Annotated in this window: 18 protein-coding genes; 9 read left to right on the plus strand and 9 right to left on the minus strand. The window is 58.7% G+C overall.

All coding sequences use genetic code 11. The features are described 5' to 3' along the window. Positions 1-125: 125 nt before the first annotated feature. On the minus strand, positions 126-1013 hold the full coding sequence (locus tag ACQ4OB_RS15215) for a 3-keto-5-aminohexanoate cleavage protein (protein WP_008151915.1): 888 nt from the start codon (positions 1011-1013) through the stop codon (positions 126-128). A gap of 74 nt (positions 1014-1087) precedes the next feature. Further along, entirely contained in the window at positions 1088-2032 is a 945-nt protein-coding gene (locus ACQ4OB_RS15220; protein WP_007907536.1) for a choline ABC transporter substrate-binding protein, read from the minus strand. Positions 2033-2254: 222 nt separating this feature from the next. On the opposite strand from ACQ4OB_RS15220, the gene ACQ4OB_RS15225 reads away from it, so the two are divergent. Beyond that, entirely contained in the window at positions 2255-3214 is a 960-nt protein-coding gene (locus ACQ4OB_RS15225; protein WP_430955973.1) for a GlxA family transcriptional regulator, read from the plus strand. A gap of 77 nt (positions 3215-3291) precedes the next feature. Here ACQ4OB_RS15225 and ACQ4OB_RS15230 read toward each other — a convergent pair whose 3' ends face one another. The 4 genes from ACQ4OB_RS15230 to ACQ4OB_RS15245 form a co-directional block, all read right to left on the minus strand. After that, a complete protein-coding gene (locus ACQ4OB_RS15230) occupies positions 3292-4248 on the minus strand; it encodes an FRG domain-containing protein (RefSeq protein ID WP_430955974.1) in 957 nt (318 codons plus the stop codon). Between the two features lie 44 nt (positions 4249-4292). After that, the gene (locus ACQ4OB_RS15235) at positions 4293-4712 is read right to left on the minus strand and encodes a DUF3010 family protein (protein ID WP_430955975.1); all 420 of its coding nucleotides are present in this window, start codon (positions 4710-4712) and stop codon (positions 4293-4295) included. Positions 4713-4774: 62 nt separating this feature from the next. After that, positions 4775-5668: a hypothetical protein gene (locus tag ACQ4OB_RS15240; RefSeq protein WP_430955976.1), complete on the minus strand. Its 894-nt coding sequence runs from the start codon at positions 5666-5668 to the stop codon at positions 4775-4777. Between the two features lie 66 nt (positions 5669-5734). Further along, positions 5735-6136, minus strand: coding sequence for a lysozyme inhibitor LprI family protein (locus ACQ4OB_RS15245; RefSeq protein WP_430955977.1), 402 nt, complete (start codon positions 6134-6136; stop codon positions 5735-5737). Between the two features lie 236 nt (positions 6137-6372). Here ACQ4OB_RS15245 and ACQ4OB_RS15250 point away from each other — a divergent pair, with 236 nt between their 5' ends. The 7 genes from ACQ4OB_RS15250 (at position 6373) to ACQ4OB_RS15280 (ending at position 14946) form a co-directional block, all read left to right on the plus strand. After that, positions 6373-7350: a dipeptidase gene (locus ACQ4OB_RS15250; RefSeq protein ID WP_007907542.1), complete on the plus strand. Its 978-nt coding sequence runs from the start codon at positions 6373-6375 to the stop codon at positions 7348-7350. A gap of 162 nt (positions 7351-7512) precedes the next feature. Then, positions 7513-8043, plus strand: coding sequence for a DUF5943 domain-containing protein (locus ACQ4OB_RS15255; RefSeq protein WP_008033249.1), 531 nt, complete (start codon positions 7513-7515; stop codon positions 8041-8043). A gap of 15 nt (positions 8044-8058) precedes the next feature. Further along, positions 8059-10119 carry a dimethylglycine demethylation protein DgcA gene (gene dgcA / locus ACQ4OB_RS15260; RefSeq protein ID WP_007907545.1) on the plus strand — a complete coding sequence of 687 codons (2061 nt, stop codon included), beginning with the start codon at positions 8059-8061 and terminating at the stop codon, positions 10117-10119. A 161-nt stretch (positions 10120-10280) separates the two neighbouring features. Then, positions 10281-12230 (plus strand): dimethylglycine demethylation protein DgcB, encoded by a 1950-nt coding sequence (dgcB, locus tag ACQ4OB_RS15265; RefSeq protein ID WP_430955978.1) that lies wholly within the window; start codon positions 10281-10283, stop codon positions 12228-12230. After that, the gene (locus ACQ4OB_RS15270; RefSeq protein WP_430955979.1) at positions 12230-13450 is read left to right on the plus strand and encodes an electron transfer flavoprotein subunit alpha/FixB family protein; all 1221 of its coding nucleotides are present in this window, start codon (positions 12230-12232) and stop codon (positions 13448-13450) included. The genes dgcB and ACQ4OB_RS15270 overlap by 1 nt, the downstream gene beginning before the upstream one ends. A 15-nt stretch (positions 13451-13465) precedes the next feature. Beyond that, a complete protein-coding gene (locus tag ACQ4OB_RS15275; RefSeq protein WP_030128552.1) occupies positions 13466-14236 on the plus strand; it encodes an electron transfer flavoprotein subunit beta in 771 nt (256 codons plus the stop codon). Between the two features lie 143 nt (positions 14237-14379). Beyond that, positions 14380-14946: a GNAT family N-acetyltransferase gene (locus ACQ4OB_RS15280; RefSeq protein ID WP_074871508.1), complete on the plus strand. Its 567-nt coding sequence runs from the start codon at positions 14380-14382 to the stop codon at positions 14944-14946. A gap of 846 nt (positions 14947-15792) precedes the next feature. Here the strand turns inward: ACQ4OB_RS15280 and gbcA are convergent. Beyond that, entirely contained in the window at positions 15793-17088 is a 1296-nt protein-coding gene (gene gbcA / locus ACQ4OB_RS15285; RefSeq protein ID WP_074871505.1) for a glycine-betaine demethylase subunit GbcA, read from the minus strand. A gap of 282 nt (positions 17089-17370) precedes the next feature. Here gbcA and gbcB point away from each other — a divergent pair, with 282 nt between their 5' ends. Further along, complete coding sequence (gene gbcB / locus ACQ4OB_RS15290; RefSeq protein WP_074871501.1) at positions 17371-18471, plus strand: glycine-betaine demethylase subunit GbcB; 1101 nt, start codon at positions 17371-17373, stop codon at positions 18469-18471. Between the two features lie 105 nt (positions 18472-18576). Here the strand turns inward: gbcB and ACQ4OB_RS15295 are convergent, their stop codons facing one another. Further along, positions 18577-19401 (minus strand): SDR family oxidoreductase, encoded by an 825-nt coding sequence (locus ACQ4OB_RS15295; RefSeq protein WP_430955980.1) that lies wholly within the window; start codon positions 19399-19401, stop codon positions 18577-18579. A 275-nt stretch (positions 19402-19676) separates the two neighbouring features. After that, a complete protein-coding gene (locus tag ACQ4OB_RS15300) occupies positions 19677-20717 on the minus strand; it encodes a low specificity L-threonine aldolase (protein WP_430955981.1) in 1041 nt (346 codons plus the stop codon). Between the last annotated feature and the right edge of the window lie 128 nt (positions 20718-20845).

Below are 20845 nucleotides of genomic sequence, written 5' to 3' on the forward strand. Positions count from 1 at the left end.
GGCTCGGAAAAAACTGTGGGAGCGAGCCTGCTCGCGATGGCGTCGGTACATCCGATGCATCAATTGAGGCAGGTAAACCGCTATCGCGAGCAGGCTCACTCCCACAGGGGGAAAGTGTGTAAGGGTCAACCGCGCTTGGTCAGGCCCATTTTTGCCCGGCCTTCCGCCGGGGTCAGAACACGGGCGCCGAGGCGGCTGAGGATTTCCGAGGCGCGTTCGACCAGTTGGCCGTTGGTCGCCAGGACGCCCTTGTCCAGCCAGATGTTGTCTTCCAGGCCGACCCGCACGTTGCCGCCGAGTAGCACCGCTTGGGCCGCCATCGGCATCTGCATGCGACCGATGCCGAAGCCGGCCCAGACCGCATTGGCGGGCAGGTTGTCGACCATGGCTTTCATGGTGGTGGTATCAGCCGGCGCACCCCACGGAATGCCCAGGCAGAGCTGGAACAGCGGATCGTCGAGCAGGCCTTCCTTGATCAACTGTTTGGCGAACCACAGGTGACCGGTATCGAAAATTTCCAGCTCGGCCTTTACTCCCAGCTCTTGAATGCGTTTGGCGCCAGCCCGCAGCTGCGCCGGGGTGGACACGTAAATGGTGTCGCCGTCGCCGAAGTTCAGGGTGCCGCAATCGAGGGTGCAGATTTCCGGCAGCAGTGCTTCAACGTGGGCCAGACGGGTCAGCGGGCCGACCAGGTCGGTGTTCGGGCCGAACTCCATCGGGTTCTCGCCCGCACCGATTTCCAGGTCGCCGCCCATGCCGGCGGTGAGGTTGACGATGATGTCCACGTCCGCCTCGCGGATGCGCTCCATCACTTCGCGATACAGCGCGACATCACGGCTGAATTTTCCGGTTTCGGGGTTACGAACGTGGCAGTGAACGACCGTGGCGCCAGCCTTGGCGGCTTCCACGGCGGCTGCGGCGATTTGTTTCGGGGTGACCGGCACGTGTGGGCTCTTGCTGGTCGTGTCGCCAGCACCGGTGAGTGCGCAGGTGATGATGACGTCGTGGTTCATGAGGCGGGTTCCTTGCAGGCGTGATGATTCCGTTCGCAGCCCGGTCGGGCTGCGAGTCGGTGGTTCAATCGGGTTTATTTACTGGTCAGTTTCAGGTTTTCAGCGGCGGGTTTGCCATCGAAGGTGGTTACGCCTTCGAGCCAGCGTTGCTTGTCTTGCGGGTGATCCTTGAGCCATTGCTTGGCCGACTCGAAAGCGTCCTTGTGATCCAGCAATGGCTGCATCATCCGGCTCTCGTCTTCGGCGGTGTAGGTCAGGTTGCTCAGCAAACGACCGATGTTCGGGCATTGTTCGGCGTATTTCGGCGCGGTGACGGTCCAGACCGTGGCCATGCCTTCGTTCGGGCCGAGGGCGTCTTCGCTGCCAGTGAGGTAAGTCATTTGCACGTTGACGTTCATCGGGTGCGGCGCCCAGCCGAAGAACACCACGGCCTCCTTGCGTCGCACGGCGCGATCCACCGCCGCGAGCATGCCGGCCTCACTGGACTCGACCAACTGGAACTTGCCAAGGCCAAACTGGTTCTTGGCGATCATTGCCTTGATCTGGGTATTGGCGCCCGAGCCAGGCTCGATGCCGTAGATTTTGCCGCCCAGTTCCTTTTCAAACTTGGCGATGTCGGCAAAGGTTTTCAGGCCTTTGTCGGCGAGGTAAGTCGGCACGGCGAGGGTGGCGCGAGCATCCTTGAGGCTCGGTGCTTCCAGCACTTCGACTTGCTTGGCATCGACGAACGGGGTGATGGTCTGGGTCATTAGCGGGTTCCAGTAACCGAGGAACAAGTCCAGGCGCTGGTCGCGGATCCCGGCGAAGATGATTTGCTGGGATGCGCTGGTTTGTTTGGTGTTGTAGCCGAGGCCATCGAGCAGGACTTGGGTCATGGCACTGGTGGCGATCACGTCGGTCCAGTTCACCACGCCCATGCGCACGTTCTGGCATGAAGCAGGTTCGGCCGCCATGACGCTGGCGCTCAGGAAAGCGGTACCGCTGAGTGCAAGAACACAGCTGCTGATCAGTCGTTTCATGTCGGGTTCCTCGGCAGACGTTATTGTGGGTTCCGGCATCTTTGTGTGCCGGTGATGCCAAGTTACGCAGCTAAGGCCCTGTGAAAACGCACTGCGGCGACCAGCTCTTGCACTGCGGCGACCTGCGCTCTTGAATGGCGCGTGCAAGTGGCGTATCAACGTCCACACGGTACCCGCCTCTCGTTACCTGGCCTCTTTTTACCTGCTAAGCGAGTGCGCTCCATGTCCCAGGATTTCTACTTCTTGTTGATGCCGGGTTTCTCGGCGATTGGATTTATCTCGGCCATCGAGCCGTTGCGGGTCGCCAATCGTTTTCGTGGCGAGCTCTACCGCTGGCATGTACTCAGCGCGGACGGCGGGGCGGTATTGGCCAGCAACGGCATGTCGGTCAACGCCGATGCGGCGCTGGAACCGCTGAAGAAAGGCGCAACCTTGCTGGTAATCGCCGGATTCGAACCGCTGAAGTTCACCACCCCGGCCCTGGAGCACTGGCTGCGCCGCCTGGATAACGAAGGTGTGACCCTCGGCGCCATCGACACCGGCAGTTTCATCCTCGCCGAAGCGGGCCTTCTCGACGGCCATCGCCTGACCCTGCACTGGGAAGCCATCGACGCCTTCAAGGAGTCCTACCCGCAGCTGAGCGTCACCCAGGAGCTGTTCGAGATCGACCGCCGGCGCATTACCTCCGCCGGCGGCACCGCGTCCATCGACCTGATGCTCGACCTTATCGCCCAGGCCCACGGCCCGGAACTGGCGATCCAGGTCAGCGAACAATTCGTACTCGGCCGTATCCGCCCGCGCAAAGACCACCAGCGCATGGAAGTCGCCACGCGGTATGGCATCAGCAACAAGAAACTTGTTCACGTGATTGGGGAGATGGAACAGCACAGCGAGCCGCCGCTCAGTACGCTGGAGCTGGCGGAATCGATCAAGGTCACCCGACGGCAACTGGAGCGATTGTTTCGCCTGCACCTGAACGACACACCGAGCAACTTCTACCTGCGCTTGCGGCTGGAGAAGGCCCAACAGTTACTGCGCCAAACGGACATGAGCGTGCTGGAAGTGAGTATCGCGTGCGGGTTTGAATCGCCGTCGTATTTCACCCGCAGCTATCGGGCGCGGTTTGAGCGGTGTCCGCGGGAAGACCGCCGGCGGCTCGGGGATGGGCGGGAGGTCGTTTAAACAGATCCCACCCGAACGTCTCGATTAAGAAAATCATATGTTTTCGGTGCGAGCGCTACCGAGGAAGTATATGCCACTCACTCTTTTACATCATTGTCCGTACGTTGAGCTAACCAATGTTTGAATTTGGCGGTCTCTATACGAACGATATCCCGAACTATCGCATCCAGTTCGGGATAGATGAAACTTTCGGTAATGCCGACCTGAGCCAAGCTGTTTCTAATTGCGGTAGTCGCTGTAAATGGAATGAATATTTTGGTGATGTGGGGTCTCAACGCGGTGTAATAATCTAGAGGATGAGTGAATCTACCATGCAGCGTGAATGCCCCGGATTGAGCTCTAATTCTGTTTGTCATGTGTGGCGCAGAAATACATACCGGAAAATCGATAGATTTGTTCGATTCCATCGGATTGATCCAGTCAGCCCAGCGTGTGGCGTTAGCAGCCATATCAATTGGGCCTGTGGCTCTATAAGCCTCGCGGTTTATTTTTTCAGGGTCAATGATGAATACTGCAAACCCGTCTTCATTAAGATGGTCATCAAGGAAGTTATTACACTGTTCGAATCCATCTCCCTCATGAGCTTTAGCTTGCTGCACGGCAAAAAAAAGTGCGACCAGGGCATTAGTCGACCAGTCTAGGAGTCGTGTCGGCAAACCATGATGCTGGGCAATGAACATCCACTCGAAATCGTTGGCGGGGGCATGATCCAGAAACGGTCTTGCTTGGCGCTTAAATGTCTCCAGCAATCGTTCTGCGCTGAGACCGGAAACACCACCACCGGATGAAGTTTGAATTTGCCCTGGCTTAATATTCTGCCCCATCCAGTCCGTGGTGGTGATGGTCTCGCGAAGGACACCGGGCGTGAGACGATAACTGGCGTTCGACTGGCCACGAAACCAGAGTGTCCCAGGGATTTCTGGTTTGATCTCGTCGATTAAATCAAGAAACTCTGTAAGTGATCGCGCCGTCCGTAGATTCAGCTCACCGGGTGTAGCAATTGCACCCTTATTGGTTGGCGTGGAATTCGACATTGTTTTCTTCCTTGCTATGGAGTTTGCTTTTCGGATTGAAGAGGTCAGCTGCCTTTAACCAAGGCAGAGCAAGCCGCCTTGTACGCCTCATGTTGATACTTGTTCAATGTCGCCGGCAGCTCAAAATCAAATTTCTTGTTCTGCGCATTGATCGTCTGCGGCGACAGCAGCGTGACCTCGCAACTCTCCAGCAACTGAAAAACTCCCTCGATCTTGAACGTCGTCGGCCCACCGGCGAATTCGCCTTTCTTGCTGCGTTTCTTGATCGCGATCCGGTCGATGGAATTTTCACGCACAAACGACGCAACCTGAGCGGCAAAGATTTTGACGTTCGCCGCCTCGTCGTCATCATCGAGAGCTATTTTCTTGGTGGTCAATGCGACGTGGCTCAGCACCTTATCGTCGAGGGAGGCCACGGCGATGATCGCTTCGCTGCCTTTTATTTCGATGCCGCAGATTTTCATGGGAGGCCTTGTAATTCTTAATGCTAATTGCGACGGAGAGTATAAATTGAGGTTTCTGGGTGTTATGAATTTTCAGTTTTCTTTGTGTTTTCTGGTTTGTAGTGCGTGGGGCGGCTATTGTTTTTTTGAGATATTTCTTTGAGGTGTTTAACGTATTTCCAATACTCTCTTATGTCTTCGGGTGGCATGTCGAGAATATATGTTGGGCGCTTTCCTATTCCGTCTCGAGAAGTGCCAAGCACTTTTGCTGATGTGTTACCCTTGCTGTCTTCACTTATCCAAATACGATCATGTAAGTCTGGCGCCACCCAAAATTTCGCTTTTAAGTTTTGTTTTGATATGCTGGTTTCGACAATATTGGCAATAGTCGGTGAGATTTTTGTATCGCCGCTAATTTTTGATTTGTAGATGAAGTCAACCTCCTTGTCTCTTCCTATTACATCGAGTAGATCTTCAATGTATTTGCGGTCGAGGACTAGCGATTCATCCTTGGTTTCTTTTTTGCTGTGCGACCGCTTGAAAATGTAAGGATCAATGATGTGGACTTTTGAGGAGTTTTCTAACCATTTTTTTAGTATGGTATCGGATTGTTTTCTGCCCTTTTCGATAGCGCTATTGGAACTTCCGCCTGCGACAATTAACTCAGTGGGGCTTGTGCTGCTTCCTCCGCCGTTTAGGGGGCAGTGAAATGGCTCTATATTTATAGTGCGAGATAGTTTCTTGTCTAGCTCTTCAAGTTGTAATGATAAGCGCCGATTAGTGTGGAAAACGTCGTAGATGTATCTTTCAAAATACTCTTCGATGTCTTTGGGGAAGTAGTGTTTCCAATTTAGATCTCTTAGGATTTCTGCTATTTTGCAGGTTAACTCTTCGTCATTGCTTCTGATTTCTGGGTTTTCGCGAATGTACTGTAATACACGTCGTGCTATTGCTTTGGTTTTTGTCGATTCAGTCATGGTTGTTTGACTCCTTGTCGAGTTGATTGCCGTTACGTTTGTATCTGTTAGTTAGGAGGACTGTACTTACTCCTGCCCAATCGACTCCAAAAACTCCGACCGCTCGTCACTCATCCGCGCCACACAGTCATTCTGCGCAATGGTGAACGCCTTGCTACCGCTCGTCGCCGGAAACGCTTCGACTGCGCAATCCGCATCCCGGGTCTTCAGCCACTGCTGTTGAGCAGCCTTGAGCTTGGCGGTGATGTCGGTCAGTTGCGCCGGGTTCTTTTCGTAGAGCATTTGCATGCGATCAGCCAGGCTCTTGTAGTTTTCGCTCAGCAGGTCTTCGGCGGCGCTTCTGCTGTAGACCGAGCATTCCAGGGTCTGGACCTCGTTTTCGACTTTGTCGCAGGGGTTATCGTCAGCTTCTTCAGCCGCGTGTACGCCGGTCGCTATCAGTGCCAAAGCCAGGAAGATCGATTTCATTGCGCCGCCGCCCCTTTTTCCAGTGAAGCATCCAGTAATGGCGCGAATTCTGGCTCATGCGCAGGCCCTTGAACAGGTGGCCCATGTCGTCTGTCGACGACCCTTTGTCGCGGATTGACGCTTTCGGCAAACCCCCTGTCGTTTTTGCACCCGGCTGCCCCCTCCCTCAGGCATATGCTGGCCCCAAAGCGCCGGCACACGATTCGGCGCATGAATCGCTAATAGGGGACAGCCTGATGAGCCCAGCCGAATTGCACGCCGACAGCATCGTTATCGACGGTCTGATTATTGCCAAGTGGAACCGTGAGCTGTTCGAAGACATGCGCAAGGGCGGTCTGACCGCGGCCAACTGCACCGTGTCGGTGTGGGAGGGCTTCCAGGCCACCGTCAACAATATCGCCGCCAGCCAGAAGCTGATCCGCGAAAACAGCGACCTGGTGATTCCAGTGCGCACCACCGCCGATATCCGCAAGGCTAAAGAGCAGGGCAAGACCGGCATCCTGTTCGGCTTCCAGAATGCTCACGCCTTTGAAGACCAGATCGGCTATGTCGAGGTGTTCAAGCAGCTGGGCGTCGGTATCGTGCAGATGTGCTACAACACCCAGAACCTGGTTGGCACCGGTTGCTACGAGCGTGATGGCGGGCTGTCGGGTTTCGGTCGTGAAATCGTCGCCGAGATGAACCGCGTCGGCGTCATGTGCGACCTGTCCCACGTCGGCTCGAAAACCTCCGAAGAAGTCATCCTCGAATCCAAGAAGCCGGTCTGCTACTCCCATTGCCTGCCGTCGGGCCTGAAAGTCCACCCGCGCAACAAGTCCGATGAAGAACTGAAGTTCATCGCCGATCACGGCGGTTTCGTCGGCGTGACCATGTTCGCGCCGTTCCTGGCCAAGGGCATCGATTCGACCATCGACGACTACGCCGAAGCCATCGAATACACCATGAACATCGTCGGCGAAGACGCCATCGGCATCGGCACCGACTTCACCCAGGGCCATGGCCAGGACTTCTTCGAATACCTGACCCATGACAAGGGCTACGCCCGCCGCCTGACCAGCTTCGGCAAGATCATCAACCCGCTGGGCATCCGCACCGTCGGCGAGTTCCCGAACCTGACCGAAACCCTGCTCAAGCGCGGCCATTCAGAGCGCGTGGTGCGCAAGATCATGGGCGAGAACTGGGTCAACGTCTTGAAGGACGTCTGGGGCGAGTAAGCCCACTTTGAACAACGATCCCTTGTAGCAGCCGCCGAGGAACGAGGCTGCGTCGGGCTGCGAAGCGGCCCCCGAGGGCGGTCCTACGGACACGCAACGCAGCCTCGTACCTCGGCAGCTGCTACGCAAAACACACAACGAATTTTCTGGAGTTAAGTTTCCATGGCCAAGATCGCCCCGCAATTGCCAATCGAAGTCGACAGCGAAACCGGTGTCTGGACCTCCGACGCCCTGCCAATGCTGTACGTACCGCGTCACTTCTTCGTTAACAACCACATGGGCATCGAGGAAGTGCTGGGCGCCGACGCCTACGCCGAAATCCTCTACAAGGCCGGCTACAAGTCCGCCTGGCACTGGTGTGAAAAAGAAGCTGAATGCCACGGCCTGGAAGGCGTTGCGGTATTCGAGCACTACATGAAGCGTCTGTCGCAGCGCGGCTGGGGCCTGTTCAAGATCCAGGACATCGACCTCGACAAAGGCACCGCCAGCGTCAAGCTCGAGCACTCCGCATTTGTTTATGTGTACGGCAAGGTCGGGCGCAAGGTCGACTACATGTTCACCGGTTGGTTTGCCGGTGCCATGGACCAGATCCTGCAAGCCCGTGGCAGCAAAATCCGCACCGTTGCCGAACAGGTTTACGGTGGCTCCGAAGAAGGCCACGACGACGGCCTGTTCACCGTCAAGCCGTTGTAAGTCGAGGAACCCGCCATGGCTTTCGAAGCAATGTTCCAGCCGATCCAGATCGGCAAACTGACCATCCGTAACCGCGTGCTCAGCACCGCGCACGCCGAGGTTTATGCCACCGACGGCGGCATGACCACCGACCGGTACGTCAAGTATTACGAAGAGAAAGCCAAGGGCGGGATCGGCCTGGCGATTTGCGGCGGTTCCTCCAGCGTGGCCATCGACAGCCCGCAAGGCTGGTGGAAGTCGGTCAACCTGGCCGACGACCGGATCATTCCGCACTTCCAGAACCTGGCCGATGCCATGCACAAGCATGGCGCCAAGATCATGATCCAGATTACCCACATGGGCCGTCGTTCCCGTTGGGACGGCGAGCATTGGCCAACCCTGCTGTCACCGTCGGGCATCCGTGAACCGGTACACCGTGCGACTTGCAAAACCATCGAGCCGGAAGAAATCTGGCGGGTGATCGGCAACTACGCAAGCGCAGCCGCGCGAGCCAAGGCCGGTGGCCTGGACGGCGTCGAGCTGTCCGCCGTGCACCAGCACATGATCGACCAGTTCTGGAGCCCGCGGGTCAACAAGCGTACCGACGAATGGGGCGGTAGCTTCGAAAATCGCATGCGTTTCGGCCTGGAAGTGATCAAGGCTGTGCGCAAGGAAGTCGGTCCGGATTTCTGCGTCGGCATTCGTCTGTGCGGTGATGAATTCCACCCGGACGGCTTGTCCCACGAAGACATGAAGCAGATCGCCAAGTACTACGACGACACCGGCATGATCGACTTCATCGGCGTGGTGGGTTCGGGTTGCGACACCCACAACACCCTGGCCAACGTTATTCCGAACATGAGTTATCCACCGGAGCCCTTCCTGCATTTGGCCGCCGGTATCAAGGAAGTGGTGAAGGCCCCGGTGCTGCACGCGCAGAACATCAAGGACCCGAACCAGGCGACCCGTATTCTGGAAGGCGGCTACGTGGACATGGTCGGCATGACCCGCGCCCACATCGCTGACCCGCACCTGATCGCCAAGATCAAAATGGGCCAGGTCGACCAGATCAAACAATGCGTCGGCGCCAACTACTGCATCGACCGTCAGTACCAGGGCCTGGACGTCTTGTGCATCCAGAACGCCGCGACCTCCCGTGAATACATGGGCGTGCCACACATCATCGAGAAGTCGACCGGTGTGAAGCGCAAAGTCGTGGTGGTCGGTGCCGGCCCTGCCGGGATGGAAGCGGCTCGCGTGTCGGCCGAACGTGGCCACGACGTGACCCTGTTCGAAAAGAAAGAATTCATCGGCGGGCAAATCACTACCGCGTCGAAAGCTCCACAACGGGACCAGATCGCCGGTATCACTCGTTGGTTCCAACTGGAACTGGCGCGTTTGAAAGTCGATCTGCGCCTGGGCGTGGCGGCGGATGCGGCGACTATTCTCGACCTGCGTCCGGACGTGGTGGTGCTCGCCGTCGGCGGCCATCCATTCCTGGAGCAGAACGAGCACTGGGGCGCGGCTGAAGGCCTGGTGGTCAGCAGCTGGGACATCCTTGATGGCAAGGTTGCACCGGGCAAGAACGTGCTGGTCTACGACACCATCTGCGAGTTCACCGGGATGTCGACCGCCGATTTCCTCGCCGACAAGGGCAGCCAGGTTGAGATCGTCACCGACGACATCAAACCGGGCGTGGCGATTGGCGGCACCTCGTTCCCGACGTACTACCGCAGCATGTACCCGAAAGAAGTGATCATGACCGGCGACATGATGCTGGAGAAGGTCTACCGCGAAGGCGACAAGCTGGTAGCGGTGCTGGAAAACGAATACACCGGCGCCAAAGAGGAGCGGGTGGTGGACCAGGTCGTCGTCGAAAACGGCGTGCGTCCGGACGAAGAAATCTACTACGCCATGAAGGAAGGCTCGCGCAACAAAGGCCAGATGGACATCGAAGCTTTGTTCGCAATCAAGCCACAACCTTCGTTGAGCCAGGCGGGCGACGGCTACTTGCTGTTCCGCATCGGCGACTGCGTGGCGCAGCGCAACACCCACGCGGCGATCTATGACGCGTTGCGGTTGTGCAAAGACTTCTAACGGCTTGCACATGACCTTGTGGGAGCGGGCTTGCCCGCGATAGCGGTGGGTCAGTCAATGCAGATGTGACTGACAAAATGCAATCGCGGGCAAGCCCGCTCCCACAGGAACCGAGTCAGGCATCTCGACCTGCAAGACCCTGCGGTCTTTGGGAGCTCCACATGTTGAACACCCTTCTTCCAATCCTGTTGTTCGCTGCCTTGGGCCTGGCTGTCCTGGGCGCGTTGCGGCGGGTGGCTATGTGGCGTCAGGGCCGGGCGTCGAAAGTCGACCTGATCGGCGGTCTGTTCGCCATGCCCAAACGCTACATGGTCGATTTGCACCATGTCGTCGCGCGGGACAAATACATCGCCAACACTCACGTCGCCACGGCTGGTGGTGCGGTGGCGTCCATTGTGCTGGCGATCCTGGTTCATGGTTTCGGCCTGCATAACCGCATCCTCGGTTATGCACTGCTGCTGATGTCGGCGGTGATGTTTGTCGGCGCGATCTTTATGTTCCTGCGCCGTCGCAATCCTCCAGCCCGCTTGTCCAAAGGCCCATGGATGCGCCTGCCGAAAAGCCTGATGGCGTTCTCGGCGTCGTTCTTCCTGTTGACCCTGCCGGTCGCTGGCATCCTCCCGGAAAACTTCGGTGGCTGGGTCGTGGCTGCGATCCTTGGCGTCGGTGTGCTGTGGGGCGTTAGCGAACTGTTCTTCGGCATGACTTGGGGCGGGCCGATGAAGCACGCCTTCGCCGGTGCCTTGCACCTGGCCTGGCACCGTCGCGCCGAGCGTTTTGGCGGCGGTCGTTCCACCGGTTTGAAACCGCTGGACCTGAACGACCCAACCGCGCCACTGGGCGTGGAAAAACCCAAGGATTTCACTTGGAACCAACTGCTCGGCTTTGACGCCTGCGTGCAGTGCGGCAAGTGCGAAGCCGCATGCCCGGCGTTCGCTGCCGGCCAGCCGCTGAACCCGAAAAAGCTGATTCAGGACATGGTCGTTGGCCTGGCCGGTGGCACCGACGCCAAATTCGCTGGCAGCCCTTATCCGGGCAAGGCCATCGGCGAACACGCCGGCAACCCGCATCAACCGATCGTCAACGGTCTGGTGGACGCCGAAACCTTGTGGTCCTGCACCACTTGCCGCGCCTGCGTCGAGGAGTGCCCGATGATGATCGAGCACGTCGACGCCATCGTCGACATGCGCCGCCATCTGACCCTGGAAAAAGGCGCGACCCCGAACAAGGGCGCCGAAGTCCTGGAAAACCTGATCGCCACCGACAACCCTGGCGGTTTCGCCCCGGGTGGGCGGATGAACTGGGCAGCGGATTTGAACCTCAATCTGATGAGCGAGAAGAAATCCGTCGACGTGCTGTTCTGGGTCGGCGACGGAGCCTTCGACATGCGCAACCAGCGCACCCTGCGCGCCTTCGTCAAAGTGCTGAAAGCGGCCAAGGTCGACTTCGCGGTACTGGGCCTCGAAGAGCGCGACAGCGGTGACGTAGCCCGACGCCTGGGCGACGAAGCGACCTTCCAGCTGTTGGCCAAACGCAACATCCAGACCCTGGCCAAGTACAATTTCAACCGCATCGTCACCTGCGACCCCCACAGCTTCCACGTGCTGAAAAACGAGTACGGCGCCTTCGACGGCAACTACCTCGTGCAGCACCACAGCACCTACATGGCGGAAATCATCGGCGCTGGCGCCCTGAACCTCGGCCAGCACAAAGGCAGCAGCGTGACCTATCACGACCCGTGCTACCTCGGCCGCTACAACGGCGAATACGAGGCGCCGCGTGAAGTGCTGCGCGCCCTGGGGATCGAGATCAAGGAAATGCAACGCTCCGGTTTCCGCTCACGCTGCTGCGGCGGCGGTGGCGGTGCGCCGATCACCGACATCCCGGGCAAGCAACGGATCCCCGACATGCGCATGGAAGACATCCGCGAAACCGGCGCCGAACTGGTGGCCGTGGGTTGTCCACAGTGCACCGCGATGCTCGAAGGCGTGGTCGAACCTCGGCCGCTGATCAAGGACATCGCCGAACTGGTGGCGGACGCGTTGCTCGAAGACGCGGCCCCGAGCAAGCCGACCAAACCGGCCCAACGTGAACCTGCGGAGGCCCACTGATGAGCGACATTATCCGCCGCGACCCACGCGCCGAATGGATCGCCCGTAACCGTCTGCACCCGCTGCACGCGGCCATGCAACCGGCCCAACACAGCTGGATGGGGCCTAACGGCGTCATCCGCAAGAATCCTCACGGGATCGGTTTTATCGGTCCCAACGGGATCAAACGGATCGACCGCAGCGGCGCGCAACAAGGCGGGGCGACCAAACGCTCGGCTGCGGTTGAAGTGCAATTGCCGCTGCATCAAGTGCCGCAACCGGCGTTCTACATCAGCGTGGTGCCGGATATGGTCGGTGGCCGCTTGAGTAGCCACGACCGCGACTTGCTCGGCCTGGCTCATCAGTTGGCCGGCAAAGACGGCGCGGTGTTGGCCGTGGTCTTCGGCGAGCACAAGGAAAATGCCTTCGCCACCGCTGGCGTCGATCGCTTGCTGGTGCTGGATGGCGAAGAATTCAGCGGTTATGCACCGGAACAACGGGTCCAGGGCCTGCGGGCTGTGGATAACCAGTTCAGCCCGCGTCATTGGCTGCTGCCGGACAGCCGTAGCGGCGGTGGTGAATTGGGTCGACGCTTTGCCGCCGCACTGGGCGAACGCCCGGCCACGCGGGTCTGGCAGGTCAAGGATCAGGAATGCATCGGCCGCGCCGGTGCCGGTTTGCAAGACCTTGCGCGCCCGGTGGCACGCTTGATTCTGGCTGCCGTCGAATGCGCAGAACCGGTCAGCGAAACCCGTCACGAAGCCTTGCCGGTGGAGTTATCCACAGCGGTGGCGCGCAGCTTGTCGCGCATCGAGGATTTGGGCGCGGTGGCGGTGGACCCGGCGGCGATTCCGATGGCCGAAGCGGAGTTCATCTTCTCCGGCGGCAACGGGGTCAAGGACTGGGGACTTTTCCACAGGACCGCCGAAGCGTTGGGTGCTACCGAAGGCGCGTCCCGCGTGGCGGTGGACGATGGCTTCATGGCGCGCGACCGTCAGGTCGGTGCGTCCGGCACCTGGGTCACCGCTCGGGTTTACGTGGCAGTGGGGATTTCCGGGGCGATCCAGCACCTGCAAGGCATCGGTGCCTGCGACAAGGTGGTGGCGATCAACCTCGATCCTGGTTGCGACATGATCAAACGGGCCGACTTGTCGGTGATCGGCGAGAGTGCCGAGATTCTTCAAGCCTTGATCGATGCGGTGGCGGCTTACCGCAACGAGGCCAAGCGCGATGCGGCTTAAGGGAAGGAAAGGGTTATGAGCACGAAAATCATCAGCCTGGTGTCCATCGGCGCCCACCCGACTTCCGGCCGGCCACGTCGCGCGGAGCAGGATGCGCGGGCGGTGGAGCTGGGCTTGCAACTGGCTGGGGATAACCTGCAAGTGCTGCATGCCGGCGACGTCGCGGAACCGGCGTTGCGCGCTTACTTGGGCATGGGCCTGGAACAGCTGCACGTGCTGGAGCAACCGGAAGGCGCCGATGCGCTGCCGGCATTGACCGCGTATTTGCGTGACGCCGGGGCGCAGGTCGTATTGACCGGCAGCCAGGCGGAAACCGGCGAAGGCTCGGGAATGTTGCCGTTTTTGCTGGCCGAAAGCCTGGGCTGGCCGCTGGTGGTGGGGTTGGCGCAGGTCGAATCCATTGATGGCGGTTCGGCGCTGGTGCTGCAAGCCTTGCCTCGTGGTCAGCGCCGTCGCTTGAAAGTACGGCTGCCGTTCCTCGCCACTGTGGATAACGCGGCGCCGAAACCTCGGCAGAGCGCCTACGGCCCGGCCCGACGCGGGGTGTTGCAGGCGGATGAAGTCGAAGTCATCGACGATGAACTGCTGGCGGTCGCCACCCTGCAACCGGCCAAGCCTCGGCCTAAACGGTTGAAGGTGATCAAGGCCAAGAGCGGCGCGGACCGGATGAAAGCCGCAACGGCCAAGGCCAGCGGTGGCGGTGGGCAAGTGCTTAAAGGCGTGACGGCGCAAGCCGGTGCCGAAGCGATCCTCAAGTTGCTGATCGAAGAAGGCGTGGTCCGCTAACAGCTATCAACACCCATCTAATGTGGGAGCGAGCCTGCTCGCGAAAGGGGCGCAGTCAACATCTCCGGCGACTGATCCACCGCATTTCGCGAGCAGGCTCGCTCCCACAGGGTGCTCGTGTCACCGACATTTATGGGGAAATAATGACCGTTGAATTTCGTTCGGCCCTGCGCGCGGATGCGCGGGAGATTGCTCGCTTGTTCCAGATTTCGTCGGAAGGTGCTGCGGATTACATCTGGAGCCAACTGGCGCAACCCGGTCAGGATCTACTGGACGTGGGCGCCAGTCGTTACGCCCGTGACGACGTCGATTTTTCTTATCAGAACTGCCTCATCGCCGAGGCGGATGGGGCTGTCATCGGCATGATGCACAGCTACGTGATGCGTCACGACCCGCTGGCGCCTCCAGTGACCGATCCAGTCCTGGCGCCGTACGCCAAGCTGGAAATCCCCGACACCCTCTATATTTCCAGCCTGGCGCTGCATGAAGGCTGGCGAAACCAGGGCCTGGGCAAGCAGTTCCTCGACTATGCCTACGACCGTGCCAATCAGCTGGGGCTCAATGGCTTGAGCCTGATCGACTACGCCATGAACACCGGCGCCTGTCGGTTTTACGAGCGACATGGCTTTCGTATTGTCGATACCTGCCAGATCACGCCGCATCCGATGATTCGGGTCACGGGCGAGGCCTATCTGATGTATCGGCCCTGATGAGAGCTACATGTTTCTGTGAGCTGGCTTCTGGAAATCGACTCGGGATGGTCGTGTTTCAACACGACCTGATCGTGGTTACCCACAATCCCTGTTAGCGCTTCTGTGGATAACGTGTTCGCCCATCGCTACAACCCATACAAATCAGGCCCTGCAAGCCTTCGTACAAAAAACAACCAACCTAACTTGCGGTTTTTTCAGGCTTTTTCCAGAGGATAAGTTTGTACGCAAGCCAATACTTGCCCCCAATCTCTGTTAGCGTATCTGTGGATAAGATGTTCGCTGTCCTCTACAGGCCATATAGACCGGGCCTTTCAGGCGACTGATTAAAAAACGATCAAATTATCGTTTTTAGTCGGTGAAACTCGCACAAACCCCGATTTGTCGCGGCTTTCAACGGTTTTCCACAGATCCGCCGAAGTTGCCCCCAAAGTCTGTTGGCGCTTCTGTGGATAAGGTGTTCGCCATCCTCTGTAAGCCACGTATAACGTGACCTTCAAGCTTCTGATTAAAAAACAACCAATCGCTGTTCAAAACCCTGCTTCTGGATAAGTCACGGATTTTCTTCAGTTTCTGTGGAGAAAGTTTCCACGAAATCCACACTTGTCCCCAATAGCTGTGGGTGGAGGTGTGGATAACTTGTTTGCGGAAGGCTGGAAGGTGCGTGCGGCATAGCGCTGAACGGAATAGGTCATATTTCGTACAGTTCTAGATTGAGGGATGTATCAGTGAAAGGTATGTAGTTGAGGAGGGCGCCATCGCAAGCAGGCTCACTCCCACATTGGATCTGTGTCGTTCACAAATCCCCTGTAGGAGTGAGCCTGCTCACGATGCTTTTGATCTCGATTAGCCGCTAACAGGAACGCCTTTGAGGTAAGGCGCAGGCTCCGCGCCCAGGTTGTTCAGCAAACGCTCGCTGTACCAATCCACAAAGTTCACCACGCCAAACTCATAGGTCTTGGAGTAAGGGCCTGGCTGGTAAGCCGTGGAGTTAATTCCGCGCTGGTTCTCTTCGGCCAGGCGACGGTCCTGGTCGTTGGTCGCATCCCAGACCTGGCGCATGCGCTCCACGTCGTAGTCCACGCCTTCGACCGCGTCCTTGTGGACGATCCACTTGGTGGTGACCATGGTTTCCTGCGCGCTGATCGGCCACACGGTGAACACGATGATGTGGTCGCCCATGCAGTGGTTCCAGGAGTGCGGCAGGTGCAGGATGCGCATCGAGCCCAGGTCCGGGTTCTTGATGCGGCCCATGAGTTTGGCGCAGCCTTGTTTGCCGTCCAGGGTCATCGACACGGTGCCCTTGAGTAGCGGCATGCGCACGATGCGGTTACGCAGGCCGAAACTGGCGTGGGCGTAAGGAATCTTCTCGGCTTCCCAGGCAGCGGCCGAAGCAGCGACGTGGTCCTTGAAGGCCTGGTCGGCACGCGGGTCGGTGACGTCGTCCCATTCCAGCAGGGTTTTCAACAGTTCCGGGTGCGACGCGTTGCAGTGGTAGCACTCGCGGTTGTTTTCCAGCACCAGTTTCCAGTTGGCTTTTTCCATCAAGGTGGTGGTAATTGCCACCTTGGTGTTCTCCATGTCGTACGGTTCCATGTAATGGTTCAGCGTCGACAGGAAGTCATCAATGGCCGGCGGGTTTTCCGACAGGCTGATGAAGATGTAGCCGCCGGCAGTCTTCACGTTCACTGGTTTGAGGCCGTACTGCTTCATGTCGAAGTCGGCGCCCATTTCGGTGCCGGCGAACAGCAGGCGACCGTCCAGCTCGTAGGTCCACTGGTGGTAGTGGCAGACCAGTTTGGCGACCTTGCCTTTTTCACTGGTGCACAGACGCGAACCACGGTGACGGCAGACGTTGTGGAATGCATGGACCACACCGTCGGCACCGCGAATCACGATGATCGGGTTCTTGCCGACTTGCAGGGTCAGGTAGTTGCCCTTGGTCGGGATTTCGCAGGTCATGCCGGCGATCAACCACTCTTTCTGAAAGATTTCCTGCATGTCGATATCAAACAGCCGCTCGTCAGAGTAAAACGGCTGCGGCAGCGAAAACGTGCGCTCGCGCTCTTGCAACATCTGCGCGGTGGCCTTGCGTGCGGGTTCCAGTGGATCGCCCAGGCTCAGGGTAGTGGTGACGTCCATCGTGTGTTTCCTCAAGGCCATCTGCGTGGCCGCGAAAGTGGCTGATCAGGTTTGCTACGCAAGGTGTAAAGGTTGTGTCTTGGTATGGGGCGAGTGTGGGGCCGGCGCTCGCCAGAACCTTATCCATGGGCGACATGGCCAAATCTGTTCCCGACGCGCAACCCCCGGTAATTGGGGGCTGGTCGCGATAAGTATGTGAATGTCGCAGATAGGTAAATGGAGGAGCTGCGCTATACGCAGAATCGCCAACATAAAGGCCGGTAGTCGGCCGTGGAGAACAGCATGTCCAACAGCTTCCTGAATCCGGTAACCACCCAGACCTGGGCCAATGGTCGACACATCGTCCGTTGCGTCAAAGTCATCCAGGAAACCTGGGATGTGCGCACCTTCTGCTTTATGGCGGACCAGCCAATCCTGTTCTTCTTCAAGCCGGGGCAGTTTGTCACCCTGGAGCTGGAAATCGACGGCGTGCCGATCATGCGCTCCTACACCATTTCCAGCTCGCCATCGGTGCCGTACAGCTTTTCGGTGACCATCAAGCGTGTTCCGGGCGGCAAAGTGTCGAACTGGCTGCACGACACCCTGCACGAAGGCCAGGAGCTGGCGGTGCACGGGCCGGTCGGGCTGTTCAACGCCATGGATTTCACTGCGCCGAAGGTTCTGTACCTCAGCGGTGGCGTCGGTATCACGCCAGTCATGTCGATGGCGCGCTGGTTCTACGACACCAACGGCAACGTCGACATGGTCTTCGTCCATAGCGCCCGCTCGCCCAAAGACATCATTTACCACCGCGAGCTGGAACACATGGCGTCGCGGATCGATAACTTCAGCCTGCACCTGATCTGCGAGAAGCATGGTCTGGGCGAACCGTGGGCCGGTTATCGCGGTTACCTGAACCACAAGATGCTTGAGCTGATGGCGCCGGACTTCCTTGAGCGGGAAGTTTTCTGCTGCGGCCCGACGCCGTATATGAATGCGGTCAAGCGCATGCTCGAGTCAGTCGGCTTCGACATGTCGCGTTACCACGAGGAGTCGTTCGGCGCTACGCCACCGGAAGCCCGTGCCGATGCGGTGGAGCAAGCGGAAATCGCCGCAGACGCACCGGATATCGACGTGGCGGACCTGCACCAGGTGGAATTCACCGCGTCCGGGAAAAGCATTCGTGTGGCGCCGGGTGAAACCGTGCATGCCGCCGCTGCCAAATTGGGGCTGTTGATTCCGAAGGCTTGCGGGATGGGGATCTGCGGGACGTGCAAGGTGATGAAGCTGGGCGGTGAGGTCGAAATGGACCACAACGGCGGGATCACCGAGGAAGATGAAGCGGAAGGGTTCATTCTTTCGTGCTGCAGCGTGCCGAAGGGCGACGTGCGCATCGAGTTCTGAGCCTGTGGGCGCGAGCCTGCTCGCAATGGCGGTGGATCAATCAATATCAATGTTGAATGTTCCGGCCTCATCGCGAGCAGGCTCGCTCCCACAGTGGTTGGTGTTTCAGTCGATAAACAGATCCGGCATCAGCTTGTCGTTCGTGCCGGGCTCAAAGCGGTAATGATCGAATTCGGTCACCCCGTGCTCCCGCAAAATCTCCTCATCAATCAGCAAGCGTCCCGTCATGCTGCGACCGCTGCTGCTCAGAATCACATGGGCGGCATCGGCCATGATTGCGGGCGTACGCGCATGTTTGAACGACTCGCGTGAGCCGAGCTGAAACTCGATGGCGGCGGTGGCGATCATCGTTTGCGGCCACAGGGAATTGACGCTGATGCTGTAGTTCTTGAATTCCTCGCTCATGCCCAATGTCAGCATGCTCATGCCGTATTTGGTCACCGTGTAGGGGCTGTACTGGGCGAACCATTTGCTTGCCAGATTCAGTGGCGGGGAAAGATTGAGGATGTGTCCGCTGCTTTTCTTCAGATAGGGCAGGGCGGCCTGGCTGCACAGCAGCACGGCGCGGGTGTTGATCTGGTGCATCAGGTCGAAGCGCTTGAGCTCGATGTGTTGAACCCCGGTCAACTTGATCGCCCCGGCATTGTTGATCAGCGCATCAATACCGCCGAAATGCTCGTCAGCCTTGGCCAGCGCCTCACGCACTGCGACTTCATCGCGCACATCCACCTGCAAGGCCAGCGCCTTGCCGCCCGCGGCTTCGACTTCCGCAGCCACGCTGAAAATCGTGCCGGGCAGTTTGGGGTGAGGGGTGGCGCTTTTGGCGGCAATCACAATGTTGGCCCCATCCCGCGCAGCCCGCAGCGCAATTTCGCGACCAATCCCGCGGCTCGCGCCGGTGATGAACAGGGTTTTGCCTTTCAATGACATGCGTGCGCTCCTGATTATTGTTGTCTGAGCGAGTGGAACAGCTCGTCAATCAATGTAGACCAGGACCGCGGAGAGGAACGACTTGCGAGGGCTTTTGTGGCGAGGGGCTTGTCGGCACGCCGCATCGCCCCGTTCGGCTGCGCAGCAGTCGTAAACCCGGTCAGTGCGGTGTCCCTGACAGACCGCATGCTCAGGCTTTGGGGCTGCTTCGCAACCGAACGGGGCGATGCGGCGTGCCGACAAGCCCCCTCACCACAGGGGATCGGGGGTGCTGTTTAGCGGGACATGACTTCGCGAATATCCGCCGCCAGTTCGCGTACGCGTTCTTCTTCGGTGTCCCACGAGCACATGAAGCGTGCGCCGCCGTTGCCGATGAAGGTGTAGAAGCGCCAGCCCTTGGCGGTCAGTGCGGCAATCGCTGGTTCCGAGAGTTGCAGGAACACGCCGTTGGCCTGTACCGGGAACATCAGTTCCACGCCGGGAATATCGCTGGCCAGTTCAGCCAGCAGCTGCGCGCAGTGGTTGGCGTGTTTGGCGTATTTGAGCCAGGCATCGTTTTCCAGAATCCCGACCCATGGCGCCGACAGGAAGCGCATCTTCGAGGCCAGTTGGCCGGCCTGTTTGCAGCGGTAGTCGAAGTCTTCGGCCAGTTTGTGGTTGAAGAACAGAATCGCTTCCCCCACCGCCATGCCGTTTTTCGTGCCGCCGAAGCACAACACGTCGACGCCGGCCTTCCAGGTCAGGTCGGCTGGCGAGCAGCCGAGAAAGGCGCACGCATTGGAGAAGCGCGCGCCGTCCATGTGCAGGTTCAGGCCCAGCTCCTTGCACGTGGCGCTGATGGCGCGGATTTCTTCCGGGGTGTAGACGCTGCCCACTTCGGTCGCTTGGGTCAGGGTCACGACGCGTGGTTTCGGGTAGTGGATGTCCTGGCGCTTGAGCGCGATTTCGCGGATCGAATCCGGGGTCAGCTTGCCGTTTTCAGTGCGGGCGATGAGCAGTTTGGAACCGTTGGAAAAGAATTCCGGGGCGCCGCATTCGTCGGTTTCGACGTGGGCGGTTTCCGAGCAGATCACGCTGTGGTAACTCTGGCACAGCGACGACAGGGCCAGGGAGTTGGCCGCGGTGCCGTTGAAGGCGAAGAACACTTCGCAGTCGGTTTCGAACAGTTTGCGGAAATCGTCGGACGCGCGTGCGGTCCATTCGTCGTCGCCATAGGCGCGTTGGTGGCCGTGGTTGGCCTGTTCCATGGCAGCCCAGGCTTCAGGGCAGATACCGGAATAGTTGTCACTGGCGAATTGTTGGCTCTTATCGGTCATGGCCGGCTTCCGTGGTCGAGGCTCTTATGGTGAAGAGCTTCGTGGTCAATGATGATGCGCACTTTACCCAAGATCGTCAGGAGAGCACACGGGATGATGCTGTCAGAAAAATACAAGGACGACGGGCA

The sequence above is a fragment of the Pseudomonas sp. ES4 genome, assembly GCF_050586665.1.
GTDB lineage: Bacteria > Pseudomonadota > Gammaproteobacteria > Pseudomonadales > Pseudomonadaceae > Aquipseudomonas > Aquipseudomonas frederiksbergensis.

Bases quoted from the DNA above. Each gene is read 5' to 3' on its own strand.
- ACQ4OB_RS15240 (WP_430955976.1), bottom strand. From the start codon at position 5,668: ATGACTGAATCGACAAAAACCAAAGCAATAGCACGACGTGTATTACAG.
- gbcA (WP_074871505.1), bottom strand. From the start codon at position 17,088: ATGGACGTCACCACTACCCTGAGCCTGGGCGATCCACTGGAACCCGCA.
- ACQ4OB_RS15230 (WP_430955974.1), bottom strand. From the start codon at position 4,248: ATGTCGAATTCCACGCCAACCAATAAGGGTGCAATTGCTACACCCGGT.
- dgcB (WP_430955978.1), top strand. From the start codon at position 10,281: ATGTTGAACACCCTTCTTCCAATCCTGTTGTTCGCTGCCTTGGGCCTG.
- ACQ4OB_RS15280 (WP_074871508.1), top strand. From the start codon at position 14,380: ATGACCGTTGAATTTCGTTCGGCCCTGCGCGCGGATGCGCGGGAGATT.
- ACQ4OB_RS15225 (WP_430955973.1), top strand. From the start codon at position 2,255: ATGTCCCAGGATTTCTACTTCTTGTTGATGCCGGGTTTCTCGGCGATT.
- ACQ4OB_RS15300 (WP_430955981.1), bottom strand. From the start codon at position 20,717: ATGACCGATAAGAGCCAACAATTCGCCAGTGACAACTATTCCGGTATC.
- ACQ4OB_RS15250 (WP_007907542.1), top strand. From the start codon at position 6,373: ATGAGCCCAGCCGAATTGCACGCCGACAGCATCGTTATCGACGGTCTG.
- ACQ4OB_RS15215 (WP_008151915.1), bottom strand. From the start codon at position 1,013: ATGAACCACGACGTCATCATCACCTGCGCACTCACCGGTGCTGGCGAC.
- ACQ4OB_RS15245 (WP_430955977.1), bottom strand. From the start codon at position 6,136: ATGAAATCGATCTTCCTGGCTTTGGCACTGATAGCGACCGGCGTACAC.
- ACQ4OB_RS15270 (WP_430955979.1), top strand. From the start codon at position 12,230: ATGAGCGACATTATCCGCCGCGACCCACGCGCCGAATGGATCGCCCGT.
- ACQ4OB_RS15255 (WP_008033249.1), top strand. From the start codon at position 7,513: ATGGCCAAGATCGCCCCGCAATTGCCAATCGAAGTCGACAGCGAAACC.
- gbcB (WP_074871501.1), top strand. From the start codon at position 17,371: ATGTCCAACAGCTTCCTGAATCCGGTAACCACCCAGACCTGGGCCAAT.
- ACQ4OB_RS15220 (WP_007907536.1), bottom strand. From the start codon at position 2,032: ATGAAACGACTGATCAGCAGCTGTGTTCTTGCACTCAGCGGTACCGCT.
- dgcA (WP_007907545.1), top strand. From the start codon at position 8,059: ATGGCTTTCGAAGCAATGTTCCAGCCGATCCAGATCGGCAAACTGACC.
- ACQ4OB_RS15235 (WP_430955975.1), bottom strand. From the start codon at position 4,712: ATGAAAATCTGCGGCATCGAAATAAAAGGCAGCGAAGCGATCATCGCC.
- ACQ4OB_RS15275 (WP_030128552.1), top strand. From the start codon at position 13,466: ATGAGCACGAAAATCATCAGCCTGGTGTCCATCGGCGCCCACCCGACT.
- ACQ4OB_RS15295 (WP_430955980.1), bottom strand. From the start codon at position 19,401: ATGTCATTGAAAGGCAAAACCCTGTTCATCACCGGCGCGAGCCGCGGG.